Genomic DNA, 21,820 nt, shown 5'->3' on the forward strand with positions numbered 1-21,820 from the left:
CAGCGAAACGTCCTACATGGCAGGCCGCTTTTTTCCGACGGCACGCTGACAGGGCGCTGTCTATCACTACAAAACCATTAACCAAAGGAGTCAAACCATGAAGTCGAACAACACTCATCTGGCGCTAGGCGTTCTCGCTGCCGCGCTTGCAGTTCTTCCGGCCACCGGCCACGCACTCGGTGTGGGTGCCGGCGCGGGAGTCGGAGCCGGTGACGGCGGCGTAGGTGCCGGGGTGGGCGCGAGCGCCGGCGTCGGTGGCGTGGGCGTTGGAGCAGGTGTCGGCGTGGGCGTCGGTGACGGCGGCGTCGGGGTCGGGGCGAGTGCCGGCGTCGGAGCCGGTGCATCGGGCGTCGGCGCAAGCGCAGGGGTCGGCGCAGGCGTCGGCGCAGGGGTCGGCAGCTCGTCGTCCGGCAGCGGCGGCAGTTCCGGCGTGGGTGTCGGAGCCAATGCAGGTATCGGTGCCAACGCCGGCAGCACGGGTATTGGAGCGAACGTGGGGGTGAATGCGGGCGTTGCCGCGAGCCCCACCGGCTCGACGCCTGGATCGACGCCCGGCAATGGCAGCACGGGCGGCACGACCGGCGGTGTCTCCACCAGTTCAGGCGGATCCGTCACCAATTCGGACAATGCACCGGTCAGCGCGGGCAGCAGCTCCGTGACTGCGGGAACGGCGACGACCGCCACGCCCACCCCGATGCGTGCGGCCGTCAATTCGCGCACGACGCTGCGCTGAGTTCAAAGATCCGCGAAGCCGGTGTTTCCGGTGTGATCGCGGCGCTGCCAGTCGGAAATCCATTCGTGGGCCCGCCTGCGCAGCGCTGCGGCTTTCTGCTCCAGCGTCCACTCGATCTTGACGAGCGACAGGCGGCACTTGCGCGCATCTTCCAGCCGCACCTCGACGTACGAACAGAGATAGGCGCCATCCGGCGCCGTCACTTCATGGAATTGCAACGACCAAGAACCCAACGCCTCGGTGTGCACCAACCTGTCACCGAAATCCATCGAATACCTCAATGGGCGCGTGCAGCGCCTGTACAAACAGTTTACCGATGGCATTGTGCGGCGCAACAGGCAAAAAATGCCCCTGGGTCCCAAAGGACCGCAGGGGCAAACGCATCATGAATGCAGCGCCGCTGGTGACGATGGTCATCACCCGGGCGACGCACCTGTCATGGTGCATGTGACGCCTGCTCCTGCCTGTAGGACCGCAGCGGGTCCACATGCCGTTACTTTTGAAAAGAAAAATCCCCTCCAGCCGTGAGGCTGGAGGGGTGAAACATGCGGGGGGTTGGGGCCCCGCAGGGGAGGGATGGATCAAGTGTGCGTCTGCAATCGAACGCTGCGTGTAGGACAACGCCCAATCCTTCATTTTTTGCCGCTGTCCGCAGAAAAATAGTTCGCAGCCAGCATGAGCAGCAGACAAAGGAACGCGCCGCCGAGCATGGTCCAGACGGCGCCGTAGACGGCTGCCGCCTCTTCTCCGCGCATCGAAGACGCGGCGATCGCGCACAGGGTCGCAACGACGGACAACACATAGATCAGGTTGCGGGTCACCACAACGATCACCCCGCTCCATCGGGAACCCCTTGCGCGCAGCGATAAACCCTGTTCGGATGGCATGAGGCCAGATTAGTCGCGGCACTGCGCGGCAAGTGTCGGACGGCATGCCCTGCATCTGCGCTCCTTTTGCCCGCATGCATCGTTACCATTCGCAGGATGAAGACCCTGCTGCTCTACGCCGTCACTGCCCTCGCCGAAATCGTCGGCTGTTACCTGCCCTACCTGTGGCTGGTGAAGGGGCGCAGCGTCTGGCTGCTGGTGCCCGCTGCGGTGAGCCTCGCGCTGTTCGCCTGGCTGCTCACGCTGCACGAAGCTGCTGCGGGCCGGGTCTACGCCGCCTACGGCGGCATGTACATCGCGATGGCCTTGGCTTGGCTATGGGCGGTGGACGGCGTGCGCCCGACACCGTGGGACGTGGCCGGCGTGGCGGTTGCGCTCGTGGGCATGGGGATCATTGCGTTCCAGCCGCGCTGAGCCCCTCGGCATCCTGCGCCAGATCCCGCGAGAAACGCAAAGCCGATGTCCGGGTACGGCAGCGCGTCCCGCCGGACGAGGCCGCAAAGGCCGACCGGCGTGATTTCATCCCTGGTCTCGACGACATGGAGGCCGTGCCCGTTGTCGCAATAGCTCTGCTCGAAGGTTCGGGCGATGTAGGTTCGCGCGTCGTCCACCGTGCGCACACCCCGGTCCCCGATGTTTTCGAGGTAGGCAGGCTCGTTCATGAGCGCGAGCAGCCAGGCAGCGTCGTCCGCGCAGGCCTGGCGCAGGCGCAATCTCGGGGTTTCCCGGATGGTCTTCATATGGCGGAATTATCAAAGTTGCCCACAGGCCACCGAACTTCTTTACTTTCCCGACAACTCCGCTTCATCCGGCCGGCGCCCAATCAAACCCGGCAAATCGCAACAGATCCGGCAACCGGTCGATACCCACAGGAGAACGAAATGGACATGATCGCAGCATTCCTCGTGACACAACTGCTTCTGCTGAGCGTCGTGCTCGGCATCGAGAAAATGCGCGACCCGGGCATCTGATCCGGGCAAGACAGGAATTCAGGAAGAATCCGGCATGAAGTCTTCCCTACCCGTCCTGCTTCTTCTCAATTGCACGCTGGCAGGGGCGGCCGAGCCTTCGAACTTCGGGGCCTTCACCTACCCGCAGGCCAACTGCACGAAGCCCTCAAAGCCCGTCGCCCCGATCCAGCTGACAACCCAGCAAGACGCGAATCTCTGGAATCTGCAGGTCAGCCGGTATCAGGCAGAGCAGAACAGGTATGTCCAGTGCGTCAACGCCTACATCGCGGCGGCCCAGGCAGACCTGAAGCGCATCAGCGACTCGGCCAACCAGGTGGTCGAGGAAGCCAACAAGCCTTGACCTCGACCTCTCGGGGTCACTTCACCTCGAAACGCGCAGTGGCCGCGGCCTTGCCCGCCAGCGTCACCGACGCGATGCCCTTGGTGCCTTTGGCGACCTTGAATGGCCCCCTGGCTTCCAGCCTGTCGCCCGCCACCACGAGATCGGCCTCCGATTTCTCCGTGCCGTTGAGCAGGGTCACCTTGCCCTTGGCGCCGGCCAGCGCGACGTCCTTGCCATGGTCCGACACGTAGACCACGACGGCTTCGGGCTTCGCAACCACCTCGAAATCGAGCGTTTTCGTCTCCACGACGATGCCGCCATGCTTCGCAGCATGACTGTCGCCGTGCGCGAATACCGGACCGGCAAAGGCGATCAGCGCGCCTGCGGTCGCCAGGGAAATGAGTCGATGTTTCATGCTTACTCCTTGTTGAAAATTTTCAGAACGCCTCAGAGCCTGCCTGCGCGACCAGCCGCTCGATGGGCTCACGCCCGAAGAGCTTGACCATCGCGGGCGTGAGGAACGAGTCGAGCAGGGTCGAGGTGACGAGGCCGGAGAAGATCACCACGGCCACGGGATGCAGGATCTCGGTGCCGGGCATGTCGGCTTCGAACAGCAGTGGCGCCAGCGCCAGCGCGGCAACCAGCGCCGTCATCAGCACGGGCGTGAGCCGCTCGAGCGAGCCGCGCGCCAGCAACGCATCGCCGAAGGCCTCGCCCTCGAACGCCCGCAGGTTCACGTAGTGCGACACCTTCATGATCCCGTTGCGGATGGCGATGCCGGCCAGCGTGATGAAGCCCACCAGCGCCGCCACGGACAGCGGCTGGCCCGACAGCCACAGCCCCACGACGGCACCCACCAGCGCCAGCGGGATGTTGGCCATGATGATGGTCGCCAGCACCGCCGACTTGTAGCGTGAGTACAGGATCAGGAAGATCAGCGCCACCGACGCAATCGACAGCAGGCCAATCAGGCGGCTGGCTTCTTCCTGCGCCTGGAACTGCCCGCCAAGCGTTATGAAGTAGCCCTCGGGCAACTGCGTCGCGGCGGTCACGTCGCGGATGTCGCGCACCACGTCGGACAACGCCCTGCCCTGCGCGTTGGCCGAAATCACGATGCGGCGACGCCCATCGTCACGGCTGATCTGGTTGGGTCCGTCGGACTCTTCCACGGACGCAAGCACCGATAGCGGCACGCGCCCGACCGGCGTATCGATCATCAGGTTGCGCAGACCCTGGATGCCGCGCGCCGTCTCGGGCAGGCGCAACACCAGATCGAACCGCCGGCTGCCTTCCACGATCTGCGACACCCTCTCGCCGTCGATCATCAGCTGCAGCTCGCGCAGCAGCTTGGCGGGCGGCAGACCATAGGCTGCTGCCTTGTCGTAGTCGACCGTCACCTTGATCTGCGGCGTCAGGACCTGTTTCTCGACTTCCAGGTCCACCACGCCGTTGATCGCCGAGAGCCGCTGGCGCAATGCTTCAGCCTGTCCCCGCAAGGCGTCGAGGTCATCTCCGTAGATCTTGATGGCGATCTGCGTGCGCACGCCCGACAGCATATGGTCGATGCGGTGGCTGATCGGCTGGCCGATGCCGATGGCGGCCGGCAGCGACGCGATGCGTGCGCGCAGGTCGGCATAGATTTCCTCCACGCTGCGCTCGCTGCGTTTGAGCTTCACATCCAGTTCCGACACGTGCACGCCTTCGGCATGCTCGTCGAGTTCCGCGCGCCCCGAGCGGCGGCCGACGTGCTCGACTTCGGGCACTGCACGCAGGCTCTGCTCTGCCACCGAACCAATGCGCGCAGACTCTTCCAGTGTCGTACCGGGGTTAAGCCGCAGGCCCACCAGTGCCACGCCTTCATTGAAAGGCGGCAGGAAGGTGGTGGGAAACAGCGGCACGGCAGCGGCAGCCAATACCGTGGCGACGCCACCCGCCACCACCCAGCCCCTGGGAGCAGCCAGTACGCGCAGGAGACCCCGCTCGTAGCGACGCTTCACCCAGGCCTGCACGCGCGTGTCGCCATGGTCCAGCGACTTCATCTTCGGCAGCAGGTAGTAGCACATGACGGGCGTGACCGTCACGGACACGAACATCGATGCAAGCAGCGACACGATGTACGCCACCGCCAGCGGCTGCATCAGCCGCCCTTCGATGCCGGGCAGGAAGAACAGCGGCAGCAGCACCAGCACGATGATGACGGTCGCATAGACGATGGCCGAGCGCACCTCAAGCGTCGAACGGGCGATGAGTTCGAGGGGACCGATGCGTTCGCCCAGGCCTTGCCGCTCGAGCTTGAGTCGCCGCAGCACGTTCTCCACGCCGACCACCGCATCGTCCACCAGCCCGCCGATGGCGATGGTCAGGCCGCCCAGCGTCATGGTGTTGATGGAGAAGCCGAAGTAGCGGAACACCAGCACTGTGATCATCACCGACAGCGGGATCGCGGTGAGCGCGATGATCGTCGTGCGCGCACTCATGAGGAACAGGTAGAGCACCGCAGCGACGACCAACGCCGCAGCAAGGAACTTGCCCTGCAGCGTGCTGACCGATGCCTCGATGAAGCTCGCCTGCCGCATCGTGACGATGGGCGCGCCCATGCCTGCGGGCAGGCTAGTGCTGAACCCTTCGAGTGCCTCCTCGACGCGAGCGGTGAGTTTGACCGTATCCGCATCAGGCTGCTTCTGCACGCCGAGGATGACGGCTGGCGCACCGTTGTAGCCTGCATCGCCACGTTTGATGGCGGCAGCGAATGCCACGGATGCGACCTGATCGAGCCTGATGGACTGTCCGTTGCGGTACGCGACGGGCAGTCGTTTGAGGTCGTCGATGCGCGTGGTACGGCCGATGTTGCGGATGAGGTATTCCCGCGAGTTGAGCTCGAGGAAGCCGCCGCTCGAGTTGCCGGAGAAATCACGCAGCGCGTCCTCGATGGACTCGACCGTAACACCCAGAGACGACATGCGCGCGGTGTCGGGCTGCACCTGGTACTGGCGTACTTCGCCGCCGATGGGTACGACCTGCGCCACACCGGGAATGGTGAGCAAGCGCGGACGAATGACGAAGTCCGCGTATTCGCGCACCGCCATCGCACTCGTCTTCGACGTGTCGATCGGCAGCGCCACCGACATGATTTCGCCCATGATCGAACTCACGGGCCCCATGCCCACGTGGCCGACGCCCGGCGGCAACTGCTCGCGCGCGGTTGACAGGCGCTCGCCCACCATCTGGCGGGCGCGGTAGATGTCGGTCTTCCAGTCGAAGGTGACGTAGACGAACGCCAGACCCACGCTTGACACCGAACGGATGCTCTCCACACCGGGAATGCCGCCCATTGCGGTCTCCAGGGGCAACGTGATGAGTTGCTCGACCTCTTCCGGCGCCATGCCGCCGGCTTCGGCCTGCAGCGTGACGGTGGGTTTGTTGAGATCGGGAAAGACATCCACAGGCATCTGCACGAGCGTGAAGGCGCCGCAGAGCATGAGCACCGCGGCCATCAATGCGACGGTCAGGCGGTTCTGCAATGAGAACTGAACCAGTTTTTCGAACATGGGCCCTCACCTGACCTGGTTGATGAGGGCCGCGCCTTGCGTGACCACGCGTTCGCCGGCCTTGATGCCGTCGGTCACCGCAACGGACGCGCCGTCCAGCGCGGCGGCGCGCACGGGGCGGGGTTCGAACACTTCCGCGCCGGTATGAACCCACACCATGTCCTGGTTCGAAGCGCTCTTCACCAGCGCGGACGCAGGAATCACGAAGCCCTTCACCGTCGACTTCGAACGCACGAGCACCTTCACCGGCTGGCCGATGGCCAGCGGAAGGGCGCCTTGTCCCGATGCCCGGAACTGCAGCGGAATCGCGCCTTCGCGCAACGATCGGCCAGCCCCCATGAACTGCAGCGGCACCGAAACACCGGCAGCCGGTGACGCACTTGCGCCGCCGATGTCGGCGAGCAGCGACACATCGAATGCGAACGCCTCAACGATCACGCGCGCAGGGTCGACGATCTCGAACAGGATTTCGCGCGCATCCACCACCTGGCCTGCAACCGCATTGGCAGCGGAAATCACGCCCGACACCGGCGCGACGAGCGTTTCGCCGGCCGACGTCGAGCCGCTGATGGCCGCCAGCCTTTCGGCCAGGCTGTCTGCCTCGGCGCGCGCGGCTTCGATGTCCTTCTGCGGCACCGTGCCTTCGAGCTGCGCCAGACGCTGGGCGCGGCTGCGCGCCAGGTCGCGTTGCCAGCGGAGTTCCGCCACCAGCGCCTGCTGGTTGGCGCGCTCGATGGCCGATGTCGAGGCGCGCACCACCGCCAGCACTTCGCCCTTGCGGACCTGTTGCCCGAGACTTGGCAGGCCGCGCGGACCGGCTTCAAGCCGGCCGCCCTGGGTGGGCTGCACCCGACCACCTGCGTTCGCATCCATCACAGCCTTGCCGGACAGTTCCACCGTCACCGGCGTCTGCGCTTCTTCAGCGACCCGCGTCCTCACCGCCAGCTGGCGTTGCGAGTTCTTGGGCAGGAAGACGACGCCGTCGGGCTGGCGCTTCGGCGCGTTGCTCGCGGCAACGGGCGACGCATCGCCATGGTCGTGACCGGGGCCAGCCCACGCGGGAGAGATGAGGAAAGATGCAGCGCACAACAGCGCGATGATTAGCTTCGTGCTCATGCAGCCTCCTTGCGGCCAGAGAACTTGCGGGCTGCAAAGCCCAGGATCAGGAGAGCGGAAAGTGCGGCGGCCGCGTAGGCGGCCCAGCGCGCCAGAGGTTTGGCCTCTTCGCCGTGGTCGTCATGGTGTGCTTCGGCCAGCACGAGGTCGCCCGCCAGCAGGTCGGCGTCTGCTCCCGCCGTCACCGTGAAGGCAATCGACAGGGTTTCGTTGCCTGCCATTGCCTTGATGGCCGCGACATAGGTTCCGTCCGGTTGCGCCCTGGCCTCGCCCTTCTCCGTCCCGGCTTCGTAGGCAATCGTCGCGCGCTCAACAGGCTCGTTGGTCGCGAAGCGGTCCAGGTAGATGACGAGCTGTCCCTTGTCGACGATGCCGACAAGTTCAAAAAGATCGGAATGCGCTTCCATGCGCGGGCTTGCCGTGGCTTCGGCCACGGGCGCTTCGCCGTGCCCATGGCCGTCATCGGCCATGGCCGACTGCGGCAGCAAAGAGATGGCGGCAAGGACCGCTGCGCAGCAGCGTGCGCTATATGTTCCGGAAAATTCATTCATGGGAGAGCCCCGCTGGATTGATTGACTTTCGATAGGGCGCGACGCGCCTCGATGGCGGCCCTGGCACGCGCCAGCTCTGCCTCGAACCGCTCGGTGTCGGCGCGCAGCCGCGTGGGCATGTCCGATTCGCCCAGCCGATGCGACTTCGCGATCAGCTCCTGCGCCTCGCGTGCGAGGCGTTCGCGGTCCGCGGCGATCTTCTCGGCTTCGCGCGCTGCGGTGAGTTCGGCCAGCGCTGCTGTCCGGTCGGCCTCGGCATGCCGGCGCGCACTGTCGAGCGCAGCTTCTGCTTCGTCCACATCGGCCCGCGCGGCGGCAATGCGTGGGCCGTTGCGGGCGTCACCGCCGAACGGCACGCGCACGGAGACACGCCATGAACTTTCACTCGGCACGCCGGCCCCTGGGCGTTCGCGCACCATGGCAAGCCCCACCTCCACCGGGTCACGGCGATCGGCTTCCGCCACGTCGAGGGCAGCGCGCGCAGCACGCACCCTCGCCTCTGCGGCAACCAGCACCGGATTGACGCCGTCCGGGACCAATGCTTCGTCGAGCACCGCCATGGTCGTCAGGCCCGTGAGCGCGCGCCAGGATGCCAGCGTGCGCGCCGCTGAAACGTCGGCCGCCGTCTTCGCGCCCTCGGCCTCACGCAGGGCAGATTGCGCACGCAACGCATCGATGCGCGCCGACTCGCCAGCCTTCACACGCCGGTCGGTGTCGGCCACGAGTTCACGCGCCTCTGCGGCTTTGCGCTCCGCCAGATTCCGCTCAACGCCGGCAAGGGCGGCTGCGGCGGCGAGCTCCCGTGTCTCTGCGGCAATTGCAAGTTGCGCGGCCGAGGCCTCTGCCTCCAGCGTTGCGCGATCCGCGCTGACCTGCCCCGCGGTGGCCCGCTTCAGGGAAGGTGACCAGAGCGGCGCGGAGATTTCCGCCTCGAACTCGCGCGTGCCGCTCGCAATGCCGCGTCCGTTCTGCTGCGAGAGTGAAAGCACGGGCGGCCCCGCCAGGAAAGCGCCGGCGGCGCGATCGCGCGCGTCGAGCTGGGCCTGACGGCTGACCGAAGAACGCGCCTGTGCGCTCAACCGCCAGGCCGCCCCGGTTGCCTCCCTGAGGGTAGGCGCCACGGTCGGGGCCGTGGTCTGCGCGCCCGCCGTAGCGGCAAGCGCGAACATGCAAGACATCGCGACCATGCGTGGCCGCGGGAAATGAAAATACATCGAGTTCTCCGAAGGTCGAAAGGAACGACTGCTTCGGCGGAACCGCGAGGGGCACCGGGTGCTATGGAAAGCTGGGGAGTGTGTCGCGGCCCGCCGTCAGGCGGCGAGCCATTTCGGACGTTCGAGTCGCGCGGTGCGCGAGTCCGGCCTCGGGTCTGCGCTGGAAAGCCAGCGCACGCGCTCGCTTGCGGGCGCGGCGAGATCGGAAGGGGAATTGGCAATCAGGTGATGCAGGCCATGGCAGGCGTGCGCGGCAGCACAACAGGGATCGGCATTGCCGGTCTGGACATCGAAGGAGACACTGGCAGTGCTACCCGATCCGGCCTCAGGCACAGGGGCATGCCGGTGATCATCGAATTGCGCCGACGCCACGTTCAGCAGACCTACGCCGTCATCGTCTTCGCAATAGTGGATCGCTGCCCAGCTCAACTGGAGCGGCAATACAAAAACGAGCAACAACAACAGACAGCGTTTCATGAACGGCGCGAATGCTAGCAGAGCCTGACTGTTTGGTCATGAAGGCCATGCTGCTTCCGGTGTTAAGAACTTAACCGCCAGCGCCCCTCCCGCCCGACAGAATGGCTTCCAGCCACTTGAACAGGAAGCCAACTGCATGAGCGCCACGTCTGCCAACCGCATCGATCTCCGGCTGGGCAAGCCATGGGAAGACAAGGTGTTCTTCTCGCTGGGCGTGGTCTCCAGCGGGCGCTTCCTGCACACGGCCGGCGTCACGGCCCGCGACCCTGACGGCAAGTTGGTAGGCACAGGGGACATGCGGGCGCAGACGCTGCAGTGCTTCCAGAACATCGGCGACATCCTCCGCGCGGCGGGCGCGCGCTGGGAGGACGTGGTCAAGTACACGCTCTACACCACCGACATCGAGCGCTTCGACACCGAGACGCGTGAGCTGCGCGCGCCGTACTTCGTCGGCCGGCCGGGCGCAACGCTGGTCGAGGTGAGCCGGCTGATCCACCGGGACATGCTCATCGAGATCGAAGCCATCGTCGCGCTGCCGGAAAACGTGACATGAGCGCCGCCACCGACATCGACGACTATCTGCACACGGAAGTCGGCAACATTCTGGACGCCTGCACGCGTTGCGGTGCCTGCGCCGAGGTCTGTCCTGTTGTGCCTTTCTCCGAAGCACGGACTGCCGGCTCCGTCGAACTGGTCGAAGGCGTCACACGCTCGCTCGGCGAGGACGCTCCCATGCCCGCCGCGTCCGCAGCCTGGGTGCACGGCTGCAACGGCTGCGGCGACTGCATACCCGCCTGCCCCGAAGGCGTGAACCCGCGCAAGATGCTGCTGCACGCGACCATCAAGGAATCGGCACGCTCGTCGGCAACGCCGCAGCTCTTTCGCCGCATGGCACGTTCCATCAAGCTCATGGCAGCCATGCAGATCGTGCCGGCCGAGTACGCGCGGCTGCTCGCCACGCCGCGCCGGCGCGAGGCCGACATCGTCTTCTACACCGGCTGCAACGCCGTCCGTACACCGCATCTTCTGTTCAACGTGATGTATGTGCTGGACGCGCTCGGCGCGGACTACGAGGTGCTCGGCGGCCCTTCATCGTGCTGCGGCGTCATCGCCACCAAGTGGGAGGGCGAGGCCAAGGTCGGCGGGCGCTTCACCAGCAACACCCTCACGCGCTTCAACAGCTTCCAGCCCACGAAGGTGCTCAACTGGTGCCCCACCTGCGCGGTGCATCTGGACGAGACCATGGGCGGCTTCGCCGAGCGCCACTTCGATTTCGACCATGTCACCGACTGGCTGCTGGCCCGATCGGACGATCTGAAGAAGCTCTTCACCACGCCGGTGCGCAAACGCGTGGTGCTGCATGCGCACCGCGGACTGCCGGAAGTCGGCCGCAATGTGGAGGCTTTGCTCCGGTGCATCCCCGGGCTCGAGCTGGTGGAAACCGTGCTGGAGTCGTCCTACACCTGCGGCGGCTCGGGCTGCAACAAGACGCCAGCGCTACGCGACATCGAGCACGACCACCTCATCGAGCGCGTGCATGCCCACAACGCCGACGCGCTGGTGACGCTCTATCACGGCTGCCACATGTCGTTCGCCCATCACGAGAAGGATGGACATTTCGAGGTGCTCAACTTCACCGACCTGCTGGCGCAGGCCGCAGGCATGAAGCCGCACGTGGACCAGTTCAAGAACTATCGCCTGCACGAAGAATGGCAGGCCATCGTGGACGAGGCAAGACCCTATCTGGAGCACAACGGCGTCGACATCGACGGCGACTGGCTGCAAAAGCATGGGCCCGAGATCTTTTCGGTGGCGGAGTTCCGCGGCGGGCTGGATTGCCTGTCGACGGAGCCGCCGCGCCGGCAAGCCCCTTCCAACGGATCCTGAACCGAGTCATGTAGAAAGGATGTCCATGTCAACCTCACGACGCCACGCCCTGCTTTCCTTTGCAGCCCTGCTGTCGGGCGGCCCTCTCGCCACGCTGCCCTCGCTGGCGCAGGATGCATTCCCGTCGAAGCCGGTGAAGATCATCGTGCCGTTCTCCGCCGGTGGCCCCACCGATGTGCTCGCGCGCATGCTCGGCGAGCGCCTGTCGGACCGCTGGAAGCAGACCGTAGTGGTGGAAAACCGCGTGGGCGGCGGCTCGACCATCGGCACCAACCTCGTCGCGAAAGCCGCACCCGACGGGCACACCATCGGCATGGTGGTGATGGCCCATGTGGTGAACCCCGCCATCCGCAGCGACATGCCCTACGACACGCTGGCCGACCTGTCGGGTGTGAGCCAGCTCACCACGTCTGCCTGTGTGCTGGTCGCGCATCCGTCCCTGCCAGCCAACAGCGTGGCGGAACTGATCGCGCTCGCCAAATCGAAACCCGGCACGCTGAGCTATGCCACGCCCGGCGTCGGCACGCTCAACCACGTGTCGGGTGAAATGCTCAACAAGCGCGCGGGCATCGACCTGCTGCACGTGCCCTACAGCGGTAGCGCGGCCGCACACGCCGACGTGATCAGCGGACGCGTGCCGCTGATGTTCGACGTGTGGGCGCCGGTGCGTGAGTACGTCAAGGCAGGCAAACTCAAGATGCTGGGCGTCACGCTGAAGGATCGCCTCACCGCCGACCCGCAGTACCCGACCATTGCGGAAACACTCCCGGGCTTCGAAGTGGTGTCCGCCTTCGGCATGGTGATCGGCAGCAAGGTGCCGCGTCCGGTCATCGAGAAGATCGGCGCCGACATCGCCTCGGTGGTGAAGGAACCGCAGTTTGCCGCGAAGGTGCGCGACTTCGGCATGGAGCCCGTCGGCAGCATGCCGCGCGACTACGACGAATTCATCCGCACCGAGATCGCACGCTGGTCGAAGGTGGCGAAGGACAGCAACATCAAGGTGCAGTGACCGTCCGATGCGCGCCCGATAATCCCGGCGTGACCGAACCGAACGACCCCTCAGGCGATCAGGGCGACTCCAGGCTCAAGTGGGACATCGCGCTGCGGGGTCTGGCCGAAGGCGAGATCCGGCAGATCGAGGCCTGCATGCACTCGCGGCTGTACGGGCCGCGTCGCACGCTGTTCCGCGAAGGCGAGCCCAGCGATTCGCTGATCGTGGTGAAAGCCGGGCGCGTGCGGCTTTACCTTTCCTCTGCAGAGGGCGACGAGTTCACCGTGATGATGGTCACCGCCGGCAGCCTGCTCGGCCTGGCCGCCGCCGTGCTCGGCAAGCCGCGCATCCTCACGGCCGAGAGCGTCGGTTCGGTCGACGCGATGGTGATGCCCGTGGCAGACCTCGTGCATTGCATGCGGACCATCCCGCAGTTCGCCATCAACCTCACCCGGCTGCTGGCCATCCTTGCCGCGGAGAACATCCAGCGTGCCGGTCCGCTCGCCCTCGATTCTTCGCGTGTGCGACTGGGGCGCATCCTCGTCGCGCTTGCTGCGGCTGACCCGCGCAGCAACGGCGCGTCGACCGTGGAAGGCCTCACGCATGACGATCTGGGAAAACTGGTAGGAGCGACGCGCACCTGGGTGAGCCTGACGCTGGCCGACTTCGAGAAGCGCGGGCTGATCTCGAAGTACCCGGGAAGGATTGTCATCCTGGAGCCGGGCGTGCTCGCGGCGGTGGACTGACAGAGCGCGGGCAATTGGCCTGCCCGGAGGGAATCGAACCCCCGACCCACAGCTTAGAAGGCTGTTGCTCTATCCAACTGAGCTACGGGCAGATGTACTGCGAATGAAGCGCCGCATTATCGCAGGCATCTGAACATGGTCATGCCGGAAGACGCATTGGAATCTTCAGATAGCGTACGCCGTTGGACTCGGCCTCGGGCCACTTTCCCGCACGGATGTTGAGCTGGATCGACGGCAGCAAAAGCGCGGGCGCTGCCAGGGTTGCATCACGGCGCTGGCGCATCGCGACGAAATCGTCCATCTGCATACCTTCATGGACGTGCACGTTGCGTGCGCGCTGCTCGGCAACCGTGCTCTCCCACTCAAAGGTGTCCCTGCCGGGCGCCTTGTAGTCATGACACATGAACAACCGCGTTTCGGGAGGAAGCGCAAGCAGCTTGCGGATGGATTTGTACAGCGCAGCGGCACTCCCTCCCGGAAAGTCGGCGCGCGCCGTGCCGTAGTCGGGCATGAACAGCGTGTCGCCCACGAACACCGCGTCGTTCACGCGGTAAGAGACACACGCAGGGGTATGCCCCGGGGTGTGGAGCACTTCGATCTGCAGATTACCGAGCTCAACGAACTCGCCATCACGCAGCAAGCGATCGAATTCCGAGCCCTCGCCAGGCGTACCCTCCAGGTTGAAGATCGGCCAGAAGATGCCCTGCACGTCCCGGATGCGCTCACCGATGGCGATACTGGCCCCCGTGCGGAACTGAAAGTAGGGTGCCGCGCTCAGATGGTCCGCGTGAGCGTGCGTCTCCAGAATCCAGACCACGTCCAGCTTCTGCGCGTCCGCAGTTGCCAGCACCCGGTCGGCCGATTTAGTGCATACCTTGCCGTTCCGGAAATCGTAGTCAAGCACCGGATCGATCACGGCAGCTTGCCGTGTCGCGGGGTCCGACACGAGGTAAGTCACGGTATTCGTGACCTCGTCAAAAAAGGCTTCTATTCGGGCGGCGCATGACATGGATGGTCCTGTTCAAAAATGTGCCTATCTATATTAGAATAATCTAAATTAGCAAAATGTGAAATAGAAAACTTCATGACACCCAGCAGGAAAGACAGGCAATTCATGCAGCACGGGGCGACCAAAGCCGCCGCCATGCTGCGCGCGGTCGGCAATGAACACCGTCTGCTGATTCTTTGTCTGCTGATAGAGCATGGGGAACTGAGCGTCGGCGCACTCCACGAGAACCTGGCGTTGAGTCAGTCCGCACTGTCCCAGCACCTCGCCCGGATGCGCGACGAGGGCTTGGTGATCTACCGGCGCGAGGCGCAGACCCTTTACTACCGAATCGAAAATCACGATGTAGCGGCGCTGGTCGCAACGCTCAAAGCCATCTTCTGCCCCTGAACTTTCACTGGAGCCCACCATGACCATCAAGTCCCTCTCACCCAGAGCCGCCCATGACCTCCTGAAAGAAGGAGCCGTCCTGCTGGACATCCGGAATGCCGATGAACATGCCCGTGAGCGGATCACACAGGCGCGCCATTTGCCGATGGATCGCCTGCACATCAGCACCCTGCCGACCGGTGGCGCACCGGCCGTCATCTTCCATTGCCGCTCGGGCCACCGTACGCGGATGAATGCGCCGCAACTCGAAGCATGGGCCGGCTGCGACGCCTACGTCATCGAGGGTGGACTGGATGCCTGGAAGAAGGCCGGTCTGCCTGTCGTGGAAGACAAATCGCGTCCGCTGGAATTGCAAAGACAGGTGCAGATCGCTGCAGGATCGCTGATCGTTCTGGGTGCCGTGACGGGCGCCACGATCTCACCGTGGTTCCATCTGCTCTCGGGCATCGTGGGAGCGGGCCTTGTCTTCGCTGGCGTATCGGGGTTTTGCGGGCTTGCACGCGTCCTGATGCACATGCCCTGGAACCGCAATGCCATGGCCAGCGAGACTTGAGACTGGCGAGGCGAACCCGCCGGTTCACGACTATTGCTCCACGAACACCCGGGCGCGGCGCGGCGTCACCACCAGCGTTTCGCCTTCACGCAGACCGAGTTCACGGAACTGCTCGGCCGGAATCTGCGCCTCGATGATCGAAGCAGCAGCGCCGCCCTTCTCTTCCTCGGCCGGGATCAGCTCCAGCCGGGCAATCGGGCCGACAACGATGGCGCGGTCGAGCTGCGCGACGATGCCACGCGGACGGCCGGCTTCATCCACGTTGCCGCCGGGTGCCCAGCGCTGCACTTCGAGGTCGTGCGGGCGCACGTAGGCGAAGGCCTTGGCGTCCTGCACCTTGCTGTGTTCGGGCGAGTCGATCTGGATGCCTTCCAGCAGCACCTGGCCTTCGTGGGCGCGTCCGTGGAACAGGTTCACATCGCCCAGGAAGCCGTAGACGAACGGGCTGGCCGGGTGTTCCCACACGTCCTGCGGCGTGCCGACCTGCTCGACGTTGCCGGCGTTCATCAGCACCACGCGGTCGGCGACTTCGAGCGCTTCTTCCTGGTCGTGCGTCACGAAAATGCTGGTGACGTGCAGTTCGTCGTGCAGGCGGCGCAGCCAGCGGCGCAGTTCCTTGCGCACCTTGGCGTCGAGCGCGCCGAAGGGTTCGTCCAGCAGCAGCACCTTGGGTTCGACGGCGAGCGCGCGGGCCAGAGCAATGCGTTGGCGCTGCCCGCCCGACAGCTGCGACGGGTAGCGGTCGGCCAGCCAGTCGAGTTGCACCAGGCCCAGCAGGTCGTGCACCTTCTTCTTGATCTGCGCTTCGCTCGGGCGCTCGCTGCGCGGCTTGACGCGCAGGCCGAAGGCCACGTTCTCGAACACGGTCATGTGGCGGAACAGCGCGTAATGCTGGAACACGAAGCCCACGTTGCGCTCGCGCACATGCACGTCGGTGGTGTCTTCGCCCGAGAAATGGATGGTGCCGTAGTCGGCCGTTTCCAGCCCCGCGATGATGCGCAGCAGCGTGGTCTTGCCGCAGCCGGACGGGCCGAGCAGCGCGATGAGTTCACCCGAATTGATGTCCAGGCTCACGTCACGCAGGGCGTGGAAATCGCCGAAGCGCTTGCTGATGTTGCGGATTTCAATGCTCATGTTGTTCTTCCTTGCGTCACCTCACTGCGGTTGCAGCGGTGGCGAAAACAGGCTGCTCGGGCGGCAGGTTGGCGGCGGCTTTCAGTTCGCGCTCATGCCGCCATTCGACGAATGACTTGATGGCCAGTGTCACCAGCGCCAGCACGGCCAGCAGCGATGCCACGGCGAATGCGGCGACGGACTGGTATTCGTTGTAGAGGATTTCCACGTGCAGCGGGATCGTGTTGGTTTGTCCACGGATGTGCCCCGACACCACCGACACCGCGCCGAACTCGCCCATGGCGCGCGCGTTGCACAGGATCACGCCGTACAGCAGGCCCCACTTGATGTTGGGCAACGTGACGTACCAGAAGGTCTGCCAGCCGGTCGCGCCCAGCACGATGGCGGCCTGCTCTTCCTCATTGCCTTGCGCCTGCATCAGCGGAATGAGCTCGCGCGCGATGAACGGGAAGGTCACGAACACCGTCGCCAGCACGATGCCGGGCACCGCGAAGATGATCTTGATGTTGTGCTCGGCCAGCCACGGGCCGATCCAGCCCTGCGCGCCGAACATGAGCACGTAGATCAGGCCGGCCACGACGGGCGACACCGAGAACGGCAGATCGACCAGCGTGGTGAGGAAGGCCTTGCCCCGGAACTCGTACTTGGCGATGGCCCACGCAGCACACACGCCGAACACGAGGTTCAGCGGCACAGCGATGGCAGCCGTGATCAGCGTGAGACGGATGGCGGCCCACGCATCAGGCTCGCGCAGCGCGTCGACATAGGCGCCCCAGCCCTTGCGCAATGCCTCGGTGAACACCGCGGCCAGAGGCAGCACGAGGAACAGGAACATGAAACCGAGCGCGCTGCCGATCAGCAACCAGCGCACCCAGGGCGCTTCGGTCGTGCCGGCCTTGGCGCGGCGGATGGGTTGTTTTGCGCTCATCAGTTCGCTCCCGTGGTGCGGCGCTGCCAGGCTTGCAGGCCGTTGATGATGAGCAGCAGGATGAACGAGATGACCAGCATCACCACGGCCACGGCGGTTGCGCCCGCGTAGTCGTACTGTTCCAGCTTGCCGATGATGATGAGCGGCGTGATTTCCGACACCATGGGCATGTTGCCCGCGATGAAGATCACCGAGCCGTATTCACCCACCGCACGCGCGAACGCCATGGCGAAGCCGGTGAGCAGCGCGGGGGCAATGGACGGGAAGATCACCTTGGTGAAGGTCTGCAGGCGCGTCGCGCCGAGCGAGGTAGCGGCTTCTTCGAGTTCTTTCTCCGTGTCTTCCAGCACCGGCTGCACCGTTCGCACGACGAAAGGCAGGCCGATGAAGATCAGCGCGATCACCACACCCGCCGGGTTGAACGCGAGCTTGATGCCAAGCGGCTCGAGGTACTGGCCGATCCAGCCGTTGCCCGCGAGCAGCGCGGTGAGCGAGATGCCGGCCACCGCCGTAGGCAGCGCGAACGGCAGGTCCACCAGCGCGTCCACCAGCTTCTTGCCCGGGAACTTGTAGCGCACCAGCACCCAGGCGATCAGCAGTCCGAAGAAGGCGTTGACGATCGCGGCGAAGAGCGAAGCGCCGAACGTGAGACGGTATGAAGCCAACACACGTGGCGACGTCACGGCCACCCAGAACTGTTCCCAGGTGAGCGTGAACGTCTTGAAGACCAGCGATGACAGCGGGATGAGGACGATCAGGCTGAGGTACAGCAGCGTGTAGCCGAGCGTGATGTTGAATCCCGGAAGCACGCGCTTGGCACCGCGCGCGCGGTTGTTTGCGGCGGCCGGCCCGGCCGGCAGCGCCGCACTGGAAGCAGCGGTCATTTACTTGCCGACGGTGTAGATCTTGTCGAACTGTCCGCCATCGTTGAAGTGGACCTTCTGCGCTTCACCCAGGCTGCCGAACAGTTCCTGCACCGTGAACAGCTGGATCGGCTTGAACACGGCAATGTGCTTCTTCAGCACGGTCTGCGAACGGGGGCGCATGGCGTGCTTGGCAGCAATTTCCTGAGCCTCTTCCGAATACAGCCAGTCGAGGTAAGCCTTGGCCACGTCGGCCGTGCCCTTCTTGGCGACGGTGCGCTCGACGACGGCCACGGGGTTCTCGGCCACGATGCTGATGGACGGGTGGATGGCATCGACCTTGCCCGCGCCGAATTCGTTGTTGATGGAGACCACTTCCGATTCGAAGGTGATCAGCGCGTCACCGATGTTGCGTTGCAGGAACGCGGTGGTGGCATCGCGGCCGCCACGCGCGAGCACGGGCACATTCTTGTAGAGCTTGGACACGAACTCGGCGGCTTGTGCGTCGCTTGCGCCCTTCTTCTTGGCGTAGCCCCAGGCAGCCAGATAGGCGTAGCGGCCGTTGCCGCCGGTCTTGGGGTTGACCACCACGACCTGCACGCCGGGCTTGATCAGGTCGTCCCAATCCTTGATGCCCTTGGGGTTGCCGTTGCGCACCAGGAACAGCATCGTGGACGTCGTGGGCGCTGCGTTGTTGGGAAATTTCTTGTTCCAGTCCTTCGCGACCACGCCCTTCTCGGCCAGGAAGTCGATGTCGGTGGAGGTGTTCATCGTCACCACGTCCGCATCCAGGCCTTCGGCCACGGCACGCGCCTGCGCGCTGGAGCCGCCGTGCGCCTGGTCGATCTTCACGTCCTTGCCGGTTGTCTTCTTGTAGTGGGCGACGAAGGCGGCGTTGTAATCCTTGTAGAACTCACGGGCCACGTCGTACGAGGCGTTGAGCAGGCTCGCCTGTGCCGAGGCAGCGCCGGCGACGGAGAGTGCTGCGGTTGCAAGGATGATGCGGATTTTCGTTTTCATGCTGTTTCCAGGAGTTGACTTTGGGCGGCAGGCCGGACCGTGAAGCCGGGCTCTCCCGCCAGCGATTGCAAAAGCGCGATGCCGAGCGGCCATTCCCCATGGCCGGACTCGATGTTGATGTGGCCCGCTTCGGGCAGGCGCACGAACTCACTGCCCCAGGCGCGGGCATAGGCCCCCGCCAGTCGCACCGGGCAGAACGGATCGTTGGTGCTGGCCACCAGCACGCTGCGGTAAGGCAGCCGCGCATAAGGGACCGGCGCGAAATCACTCAGTACGGCGCGACGCTCCGGGTCGGCCGGCGCGACGAGCAGCGCCCCCTGGATGCGCGCCGCCGCTTCTTCGGGCAGGTGGCTCACCGCCACCGCGCCCAGGCTGTGCGCCGCCACAACCACCGGCCCGGGCGCGGACAGGATGGTCGAGGCGACGGACGCCACCCAGGAACTGCGCGAGGGTGTGATCCAGTTGTCCTGCTGCACGCGCAGCGCACCCTCCACCCGCTCGGCCCACAGGCTTTGCCAGTGGCCGGGACCGGAGTCGCGCCAGCCGGGGACGATGACGAGCGTGGCTCCCACTGTCTATCTCGATTACTTGTTCGGCTGCGGAGTGAGGCGCAGGTACGGCTTCACGGCCTTGTAGCCCTTGGGGAACCGCTGGGCGATCTCGGCCGGGTCTTGCAGGGCCGGGATGATCACCACGTCGTCGCCGTCCTTCCAGTTGGCGGGCGTCGCGACCTTGTGGCTGTCGGTGAGCTGCAGCGAGTCGATGACGCGCAGGATTTCGTCGAAGTTGCGACCGGTGCTGGCCGGGTAAGTGAACGTCGTACGGATGACGTGCTTCGGGTCGATGATGAACACGCTGCGCACGGTGGCGTTGGCCAGCGAGCTGGGGTGGATCATGTCGTACAGCGTCGCCACCTTGCGGTCCGCGTCTGCCAGGATGGGGAAGTTGACCGTGGTGTTCTGCGTCTCGTTGATGTCGTTGACCCACTTGCCGTGCGATTCGAGCGGATCGACGCTCACCGCGATCGGCTTCACGCCGCGCTTGGCGAACTCGGTGGAGAGGGCCGCCGTCTTGCCCAGTTCGGTGGTGCAGACGGGGGTGAAATCGGCCGGATGGGAGAACAGGACAACCCAGGAATTGCCCGCCCATTCATGGAAAGAAATCGGGCCGGCGGTGGATTCCTGCGTGAAATCGGGGGCGGTATCGCCCAGTCTGAGAGTCATGTTTCGTGCTCCGTTGTATGCCTTTGGAGGACGAATTCTGGACGTCGACCCCCGGATATCAAACGAATGAATTGTTGTTTGTGTATATCCGGAATCGAATATGAAGCTGGAAAATCATTTCCAACTTATCTGTAAACGAGATGATTCAGCCCGGATATCAGATGTCCTCCACCGTCGCCGGCGCCGTCTTTTGCCCGGATTTCCTACCCGCTTTCTTCACGGTCTTGCAGGCGTCGTGGACGATCTGTTCGCCTTTGAGGTGCTCGCCCAAGAAGTCCAGCAGCCGCCGCACCGCCGGCACCAGCCCGCGTCGAGACGGAAAAACCGCATGCACCACGCCCGGCGGCGGGGCCCATTCCGGCAGCAGCAGGACGAGCCGCCCCGACTGGATTTCCTCTCGGCACATGTAGTCAGGAAGAATGCAGATGCCAGTCCCCATCAGCGCAGAAAACTTCAGCGTGAGCAGATCGTCCGCCACATAGCGCGGGCGGTGCACGAACAGGAACTCCGCCTCGTCCGGCCCCAACAGTCGCCACGTGGTGCGCGAATCGCTGGCGGACATCGCGACCGTCTCGAAGCGCGACAGGTCATGGGGTGTCACGGGTGCCGGCTCGCGCATCAGCAGGTCCGGCGAGGCGACCAGCAATGTGCGCGTCTGGCCCAGTTGCTTGATGACCAGGCTGCCACTGGCCTCCAGCGTGGGCCGCACGCGCAGCGCGATGTCCACGCCTTCTTCCACCAGATCGACCACGCGGTTGGTCACCTGCATTTCCACCCGCACCTGCGGGTTCTCGCGCATGAACAGCGGCACGAGCAGGCCCACGCCCGACTGCGCCAGCGTCACCGGACAGGTGACGCGGATGGTGCCGCGCGGCTCGGTCTGGACCTGGGCCGCCACCTGCGCGGCGGCCTGTGCAGCCTCGCGCATGGCAAGGCAATGCCGCAGGTACTGCTCGCCCACTTCGGTCAGCGACAGCTTGCGCGTGGTGCGCTGGAGCAGCCGCACGCCCAACTGCGCCTCCAGGTCCGCCACCCGTCGTGACAGCCGCGATTTCGGGATGCCGAGCGCCCGGCCCGCTGCCGCGAAACCGCCCCGCTCCACCACTTCGGTGAAGTAAAGCATGTCGTTCAGATCCATCATCGCCGTCCTCCGGAATCGTCAATCGGGCGAGCATTGGCTCCGCCAGCAGGACAATCTATCGCGAAAGTGGCGACTTATCAATGAATCGCACCATCTCCACAATTGCTTCATCGGCTCAA

Annotated in this window: 26 protein-coding genes, 1 tRNA gene and 1 pseudogene; 9 read left to right on the forward strand and 19 right to left on the reverse strand. The window is 65.0% G+C overall.

Annotation, left to right across the window (positions count from 1 at the left end; translation table 11 throughout):
- Positions 1–97 precede the first annotated feature (97 nt).
- Positions 98–733, forward strand: a complete 636-nt coding sequence (locus ACO2Q9_RS18770; RefSeq protein WP_423313570.1) for a hypothetical protein — start codon at positions 98–100, stop codon at positions 731–733.
- Positions 734–735: 2 nt separating this feature from the next.
- Here ACO2Q9_RS18770 and ACO2Q9_RS18775 read toward each other — a convergent pair whose 3' ends face one another.
- The 3 genes from ACO2Q9_RS18775 to ACO2Q9_RS18785 all read right to left on the reverse strand — a co-directional run bounded on the left by ACO2Q9_RS18775 (position 736) and on the right by ACO2Q9_RS18785 (position 1,620).
- On the reverse strand, positions 736–1,002 hold the full coding sequence (locus tag ACO2Q9_RS18775; RefSeq protein WP_423313572.1) for a hypothetical protein: 267 nt from the start codon (positions 1,000–1,002) through the stop codon (positions 736–738).
- Positions 989–1,150, reverse strand: a complete 162-nt coding sequence (locus tag ACO2Q9_RS18780) for a hypothetical protein (protein WP_423313574.1) — start codon at positions 1,148–1,150, stop codon at positions 989–991. Before ACO2Q9_RS18780 ends, ACO2Q9_RS18775 begins: the two co-directional genes overlap by 14 nt.
- A gap of 215 nt (positions 1,151–1,365) precedes the next feature.
- Positions 1,366–1,620 carry a hypothetical protein gene (locus ACO2Q9_RS18785; RefSeq protein ID WP_423313576.1) on the reverse strand — a complete coding sequence of 85 codons (255 nt, stop codon included), beginning with the start codon at positions 1,618–1,620 and terminating at the stop codon, positions 1,366–1,368.
- Between the two features lie 96 nt (positions 1,621–1,716).
- Between ACO2Q9_RS18785 and ACO2Q9_RS18790 the strand changes: the two genes are divergently transcribed.
- Positions 1,717–2,034, forward strand: coding sequence for a YnfA family protein (locus tag ACO2Q9_RS18790; RefSeq protein ID WP_423313577.1), 318 nt, complete (start codon positions 1,717–1,719; stop codon positions 2,032–2,034).
- A 35-nt stretch (positions 2,035–2,069) separates the two neighbouring features.
- Here ACO2Q9_RS18790 and ACO2Q9_RS18795 read toward each other — a convergent pair.
- Positions 2,070–2,360 (reverse strand): annotated as a pseudogene (locus tag ACO2Q9_RS18795) (GNAT family N-acetyltransferase); the annotation flags it as partial.
- Between the two features lie 265 nt (positions 2,361–2,625).
- On the opposite strand from ACO2Q9_RS18795, the gene ACO2Q9_RS18800 reads away from it, so the two are divergent.
- Positions 2,626–2,931: a hypothetical protein gene (locus tag ACO2Q9_RS18800; protein WP_423313579.1), complete on the forward strand. Its 306-nt coding sequence runs from the start codon at positions 2,626–2,628 to the stop codon at positions 2,929–2,931.
- Between the two features lie 16 nt (positions 2,932–2,947).
- On the opposite strand, the gene ACO2Q9_RS18805 is transcribed toward ACO2Q9_RS18800, so the two are convergent.
- The 6 genes from ACO2Q9_RS18805 to ACO2Q9_RS18830 all read right to left on the reverse strand — a co-directional run bounded on the left by ACO2Q9_RS18805 (position 2,948) and on the right by ACO2Q9_RS18830 (position 9,819).
- Positions 2,948–3,328 (reverse strand): hypothetical protein, encoded by a 381-nt coding sequence (locus ACO2Q9_RS18805; RefSeq protein WP_423313581.1) that lies wholly within the window; start codon positions 3,326–3,328, stop codon positions 2,948–2,950.
- A 22-nt stretch (positions 3,329–3,350) separates the two neighbouring features.
- A complete protein-coding gene (locus ACO2Q9_RS18810) occupies positions 3,351–6,461 on the reverse strand; it encodes an efflux RND transporter permease subunit (RefSeq protein ID WP_423313583.1) in 3,111 nt (1,036 codons plus the stop codon).
- A 6-nt stretch (positions 6,462–6,467) separates the two neighbouring features.
- The gene (locus ACO2Q9_RS18815) at positions 6,468–7,577 is read right to left on the reverse strand and encodes an efflux RND transporter periplasmic adaptor subunit (protein ID WP_423313585.1); all 1,110 of its coding nucleotides are present in this window, start codon (positions 7,575–7,577) and stop codon (positions 6,468–6,470) included.
- On the reverse strand, positions 7,574–8,128 hold the full coding sequence (locus ACO2Q9_RS18820) for a hypothetical protein (protein ID WP_423313587.1): 555 nt from the start codon (positions 8,126–8,128) through the stop codon (positions 7,574–7,576). The genes ACO2Q9_RS18815 and ACO2Q9_RS18820 overlap by 4 nt, the downstream gene beginning before the upstream one ends.
- Positions 8,125–9,297, reverse strand: a complete 1,173-nt coding sequence (locus tag ACO2Q9_RS18825) for a TolC family protein (protein ID WP_423313589.1) — start codon at positions 9,295–9,297, stop codon at positions 8,125–8,127. The genes ACO2Q9_RS18820 and ACO2Q9_RS18825 overlap by 4 nt, the downstream gene beginning before the upstream one ends.
- A 141-nt stretch (positions 9,298–9,438) precedes the next feature.
- Entirely contained in the window at positions 9,439–9,819 is a 381-nt protein-coding gene (locus ACO2Q9_RS18830; protein WP_423313591.1) for a hypothetical protein, read from the reverse strand.
- Positions 9,820–9,955: 136 nt separating this feature from the next.
- Between ACO2Q9_RS18830 and ACO2Q9_RS18835 the strand changes: the two genes are divergently transcribed.
- From ACO2Q9_RS18835 to ACO2Q9_RS18850, 4 genes are read left to right on the forward strand one after another with little or no spacing between them, the layout of a single operon-like run.
- The gene (locus tag ACO2Q9_RS18835) at positions 9,956–10,372 is read left to right on the forward strand and encodes a RidA family protein (protein ID WP_423313593.1); all 417 of its coding nucleotides are present in this window, start codon (positions 9,956–9,958) and stop codon (positions 10,370–10,372) included.
- The gene (locus tag ACO2Q9_RS18840) at positions 10,369–11,706 is read left to right on the forward strand and encodes a (Fe-S)-binding protein (protein ID WP_423313595.1); all 1,338 of its coding nucleotides are present in this window, start codon (positions 10,369–10,371) and stop codon (positions 11,704–11,706) included. Before ACO2Q9_RS18835 ends, ACO2Q9_RS18840 begins: the two co-directional genes overlap by 4 nt.
- 25 nt (positions 11,707–11,731) lie before the next feature.
- Complete coding sequence (locus ACO2Q9_RS18845) at positions 11,732–12,715, forward strand: tripartite tricarboxylate transporter substrate binding protein (RefSeq protein WP_423313597.1); 984 nt, start codon at positions 11,732–11,734, stop codon at positions 12,713–12,715.
- 29 nt (positions 12,716–12,744) lie between these two features.
- On the forward strand, positions 12,745–13,443 hold the full coding sequence (locus tag ACO2Q9_RS18850) for a Crp/Fnr family transcriptional regulator (RefSeq protein WP_423313598.1): 699 nt from the start codon (positions 12,745–12,747) through the stop codon (positions 13,441–13,443).
- Positions 13,444–13,458: 15 nt separating this feature from the next.
- Here the strand turns inward: ACO2Q9_RS18850 and ACO2Q9_RS18855 are convergent.
- Both ACO2Q9_RS18855 and ACO2Q9_RS18860 read right to left on the reverse strand, forming a co-directional pair.
- Positions 13,459–13,535: transfer RNA gene (locus ACO2Q9_RS18855), tRNA-Arg, on the reverse strand.
- A 47-nt stretch (positions 13,536–13,582) separates the two neighbouring features.
- Complete coding sequence (locus ACO2Q9_RS18860; RefSeq protein WP_423313600.1) at positions 13,583–14,452, reverse strand: MBL fold metallo-hydrolase; 870 nt, start codon at positions 14,450–14,452, stop codon at positions 13,583–13,585.
- A 75-nt stretch (positions 14,453–14,527) separates the two neighbouring features.
- Here ACO2Q9_RS18860 and ACO2Q9_RS18865 point away from each other — a divergent pair, with 75 nt between their 5' ends.
- Together ACO2Q9_RS18865 and ACO2Q9_RS18870 are read left to right on the forward strand one after the other, a co-directional pair.
- Complete coding sequence (locus ACO2Q9_RS18865) at positions 14,528–14,839, forward strand: ArsR/SmtB family transcription factor (RefSeq protein ID WP_423313602.1); 312 nt, start codon at positions 14,528–14,530, stop codon at positions 14,837–14,839.
- Between the two features lie 19 nt (positions 14,840–14,858).
- A complete protein-coding gene (locus tag ACO2Q9_RS18870) occupies positions 14,859–15,392 on the forward strand; it encodes a rhodanese family protein (protein WP_423313605.1) in 534 nt (177 codons plus the stop codon).
- A gap of 30 nt (positions 15,393–15,422) precedes the next feature.
- On the opposite strand, the gene ACO2Q9_RS18875 is transcribed toward ACO2Q9_RS18870, so the two are convergent.
- From ACO2Q9_RS18875 to ACO2Q9_RS18905, 7 genes are all read right to left on the reverse strand, one after another.
- Complete coding sequence (locus ACO2Q9_RS18875; protein WP_423313607.1) at positions 15,423–16,526, reverse strand: sulfate/molybdate ABC transporter ATP-binding protein; 1,104 nt, start codon at positions 16,524–16,526, stop codon at positions 15,423–15,425.
- A gap of 16 nt (positions 16,527–16,542) precedes the next feature.
- Complete coding sequence (gene cysW, locus ACO2Q9_RS18880; RefSeq protein WP_423313608.1) at positions 16,543–17,454, reverse strand: sulfate ABC transporter permease subunit CysW; 912 nt, start codon at positions 17,452–17,454, stop codon at positions 16,543–16,545.
- Positions 17,454–18,338 carry a sulfate ABC transporter permease subunit CysT gene (gene cysT / locus ACO2Q9_RS18885; protein WP_423313610.1) on the reverse strand — a complete coding sequence of 295 codons (885 nt, stop codon included), beginning with the start codon at positions 18,336–18,338 and terminating at the stop codon, positions 17,454–17,456. The genes cysW and cysT overlap by 1 nt, the downstream gene beginning before the upstream one ends.
- Positions 18,339–19,337 carry a sulfate ABC transporter substrate-binding protein gene (locus ACO2Q9_RS18890; RefSeq protein ID WP_423313612.1) on the reverse strand — a complete coding sequence of 333 codons (999 nt, stop codon included), beginning with the start codon at positions 19,335–19,337 and terminating at the stop codon, positions 18,339–18,341.
- Complete coding sequence (locus ACO2Q9_RS18895) at positions 19,334–19,909, reverse strand: RBBP9/YdeN family alpha/beta hydrolase (RefSeq protein WP_423313613.1); 576 nt, start codon at positions 19,907–19,909, stop codon at positions 19,334–19,336. The genes ACO2Q9_RS18890 and ACO2Q9_RS18895 overlap by 4 nt, the downstream gene beginning before the upstream one ends.
- Before the next feature lie 12 nt (positions 19,910–19,921).
- On the reverse strand, positions 19,922–20,560 hold the full coding sequence (locus tag ACO2Q9_RS18900) for a peroxiredoxin (RefSeq protein ID WP_423313615.1): 639 nt from the start codon (positions 20,558–20,560) through the stop codon (positions 19,922–19,924).
- Positions 20,561–20,717: 157 nt separating this feature from the next.
- Positions 20,718–21,701 (reverse strand): LysR family transcriptional regulator, encoded by a 984-nt coding sequence (locus ACO2Q9_RS18905; RefSeq protein WP_423313617.1) that lies wholly within the window; start codon positions 21,699–21,701, stop codon positions 20,718–20,720.
- Positions 21,702–21,820: the final 119 nt, after the last annotated feature.

It is taken from the genome of Variovorax sp. VNK109 (genome assembly GCF_049445855.1).
Taxonomy (GTDB): domain Bacteria; phylum Pseudomonadota; class Gammaproteobacteria; order Burkholderiales; family Burkholderiaceae_C; genus JAGOCV01.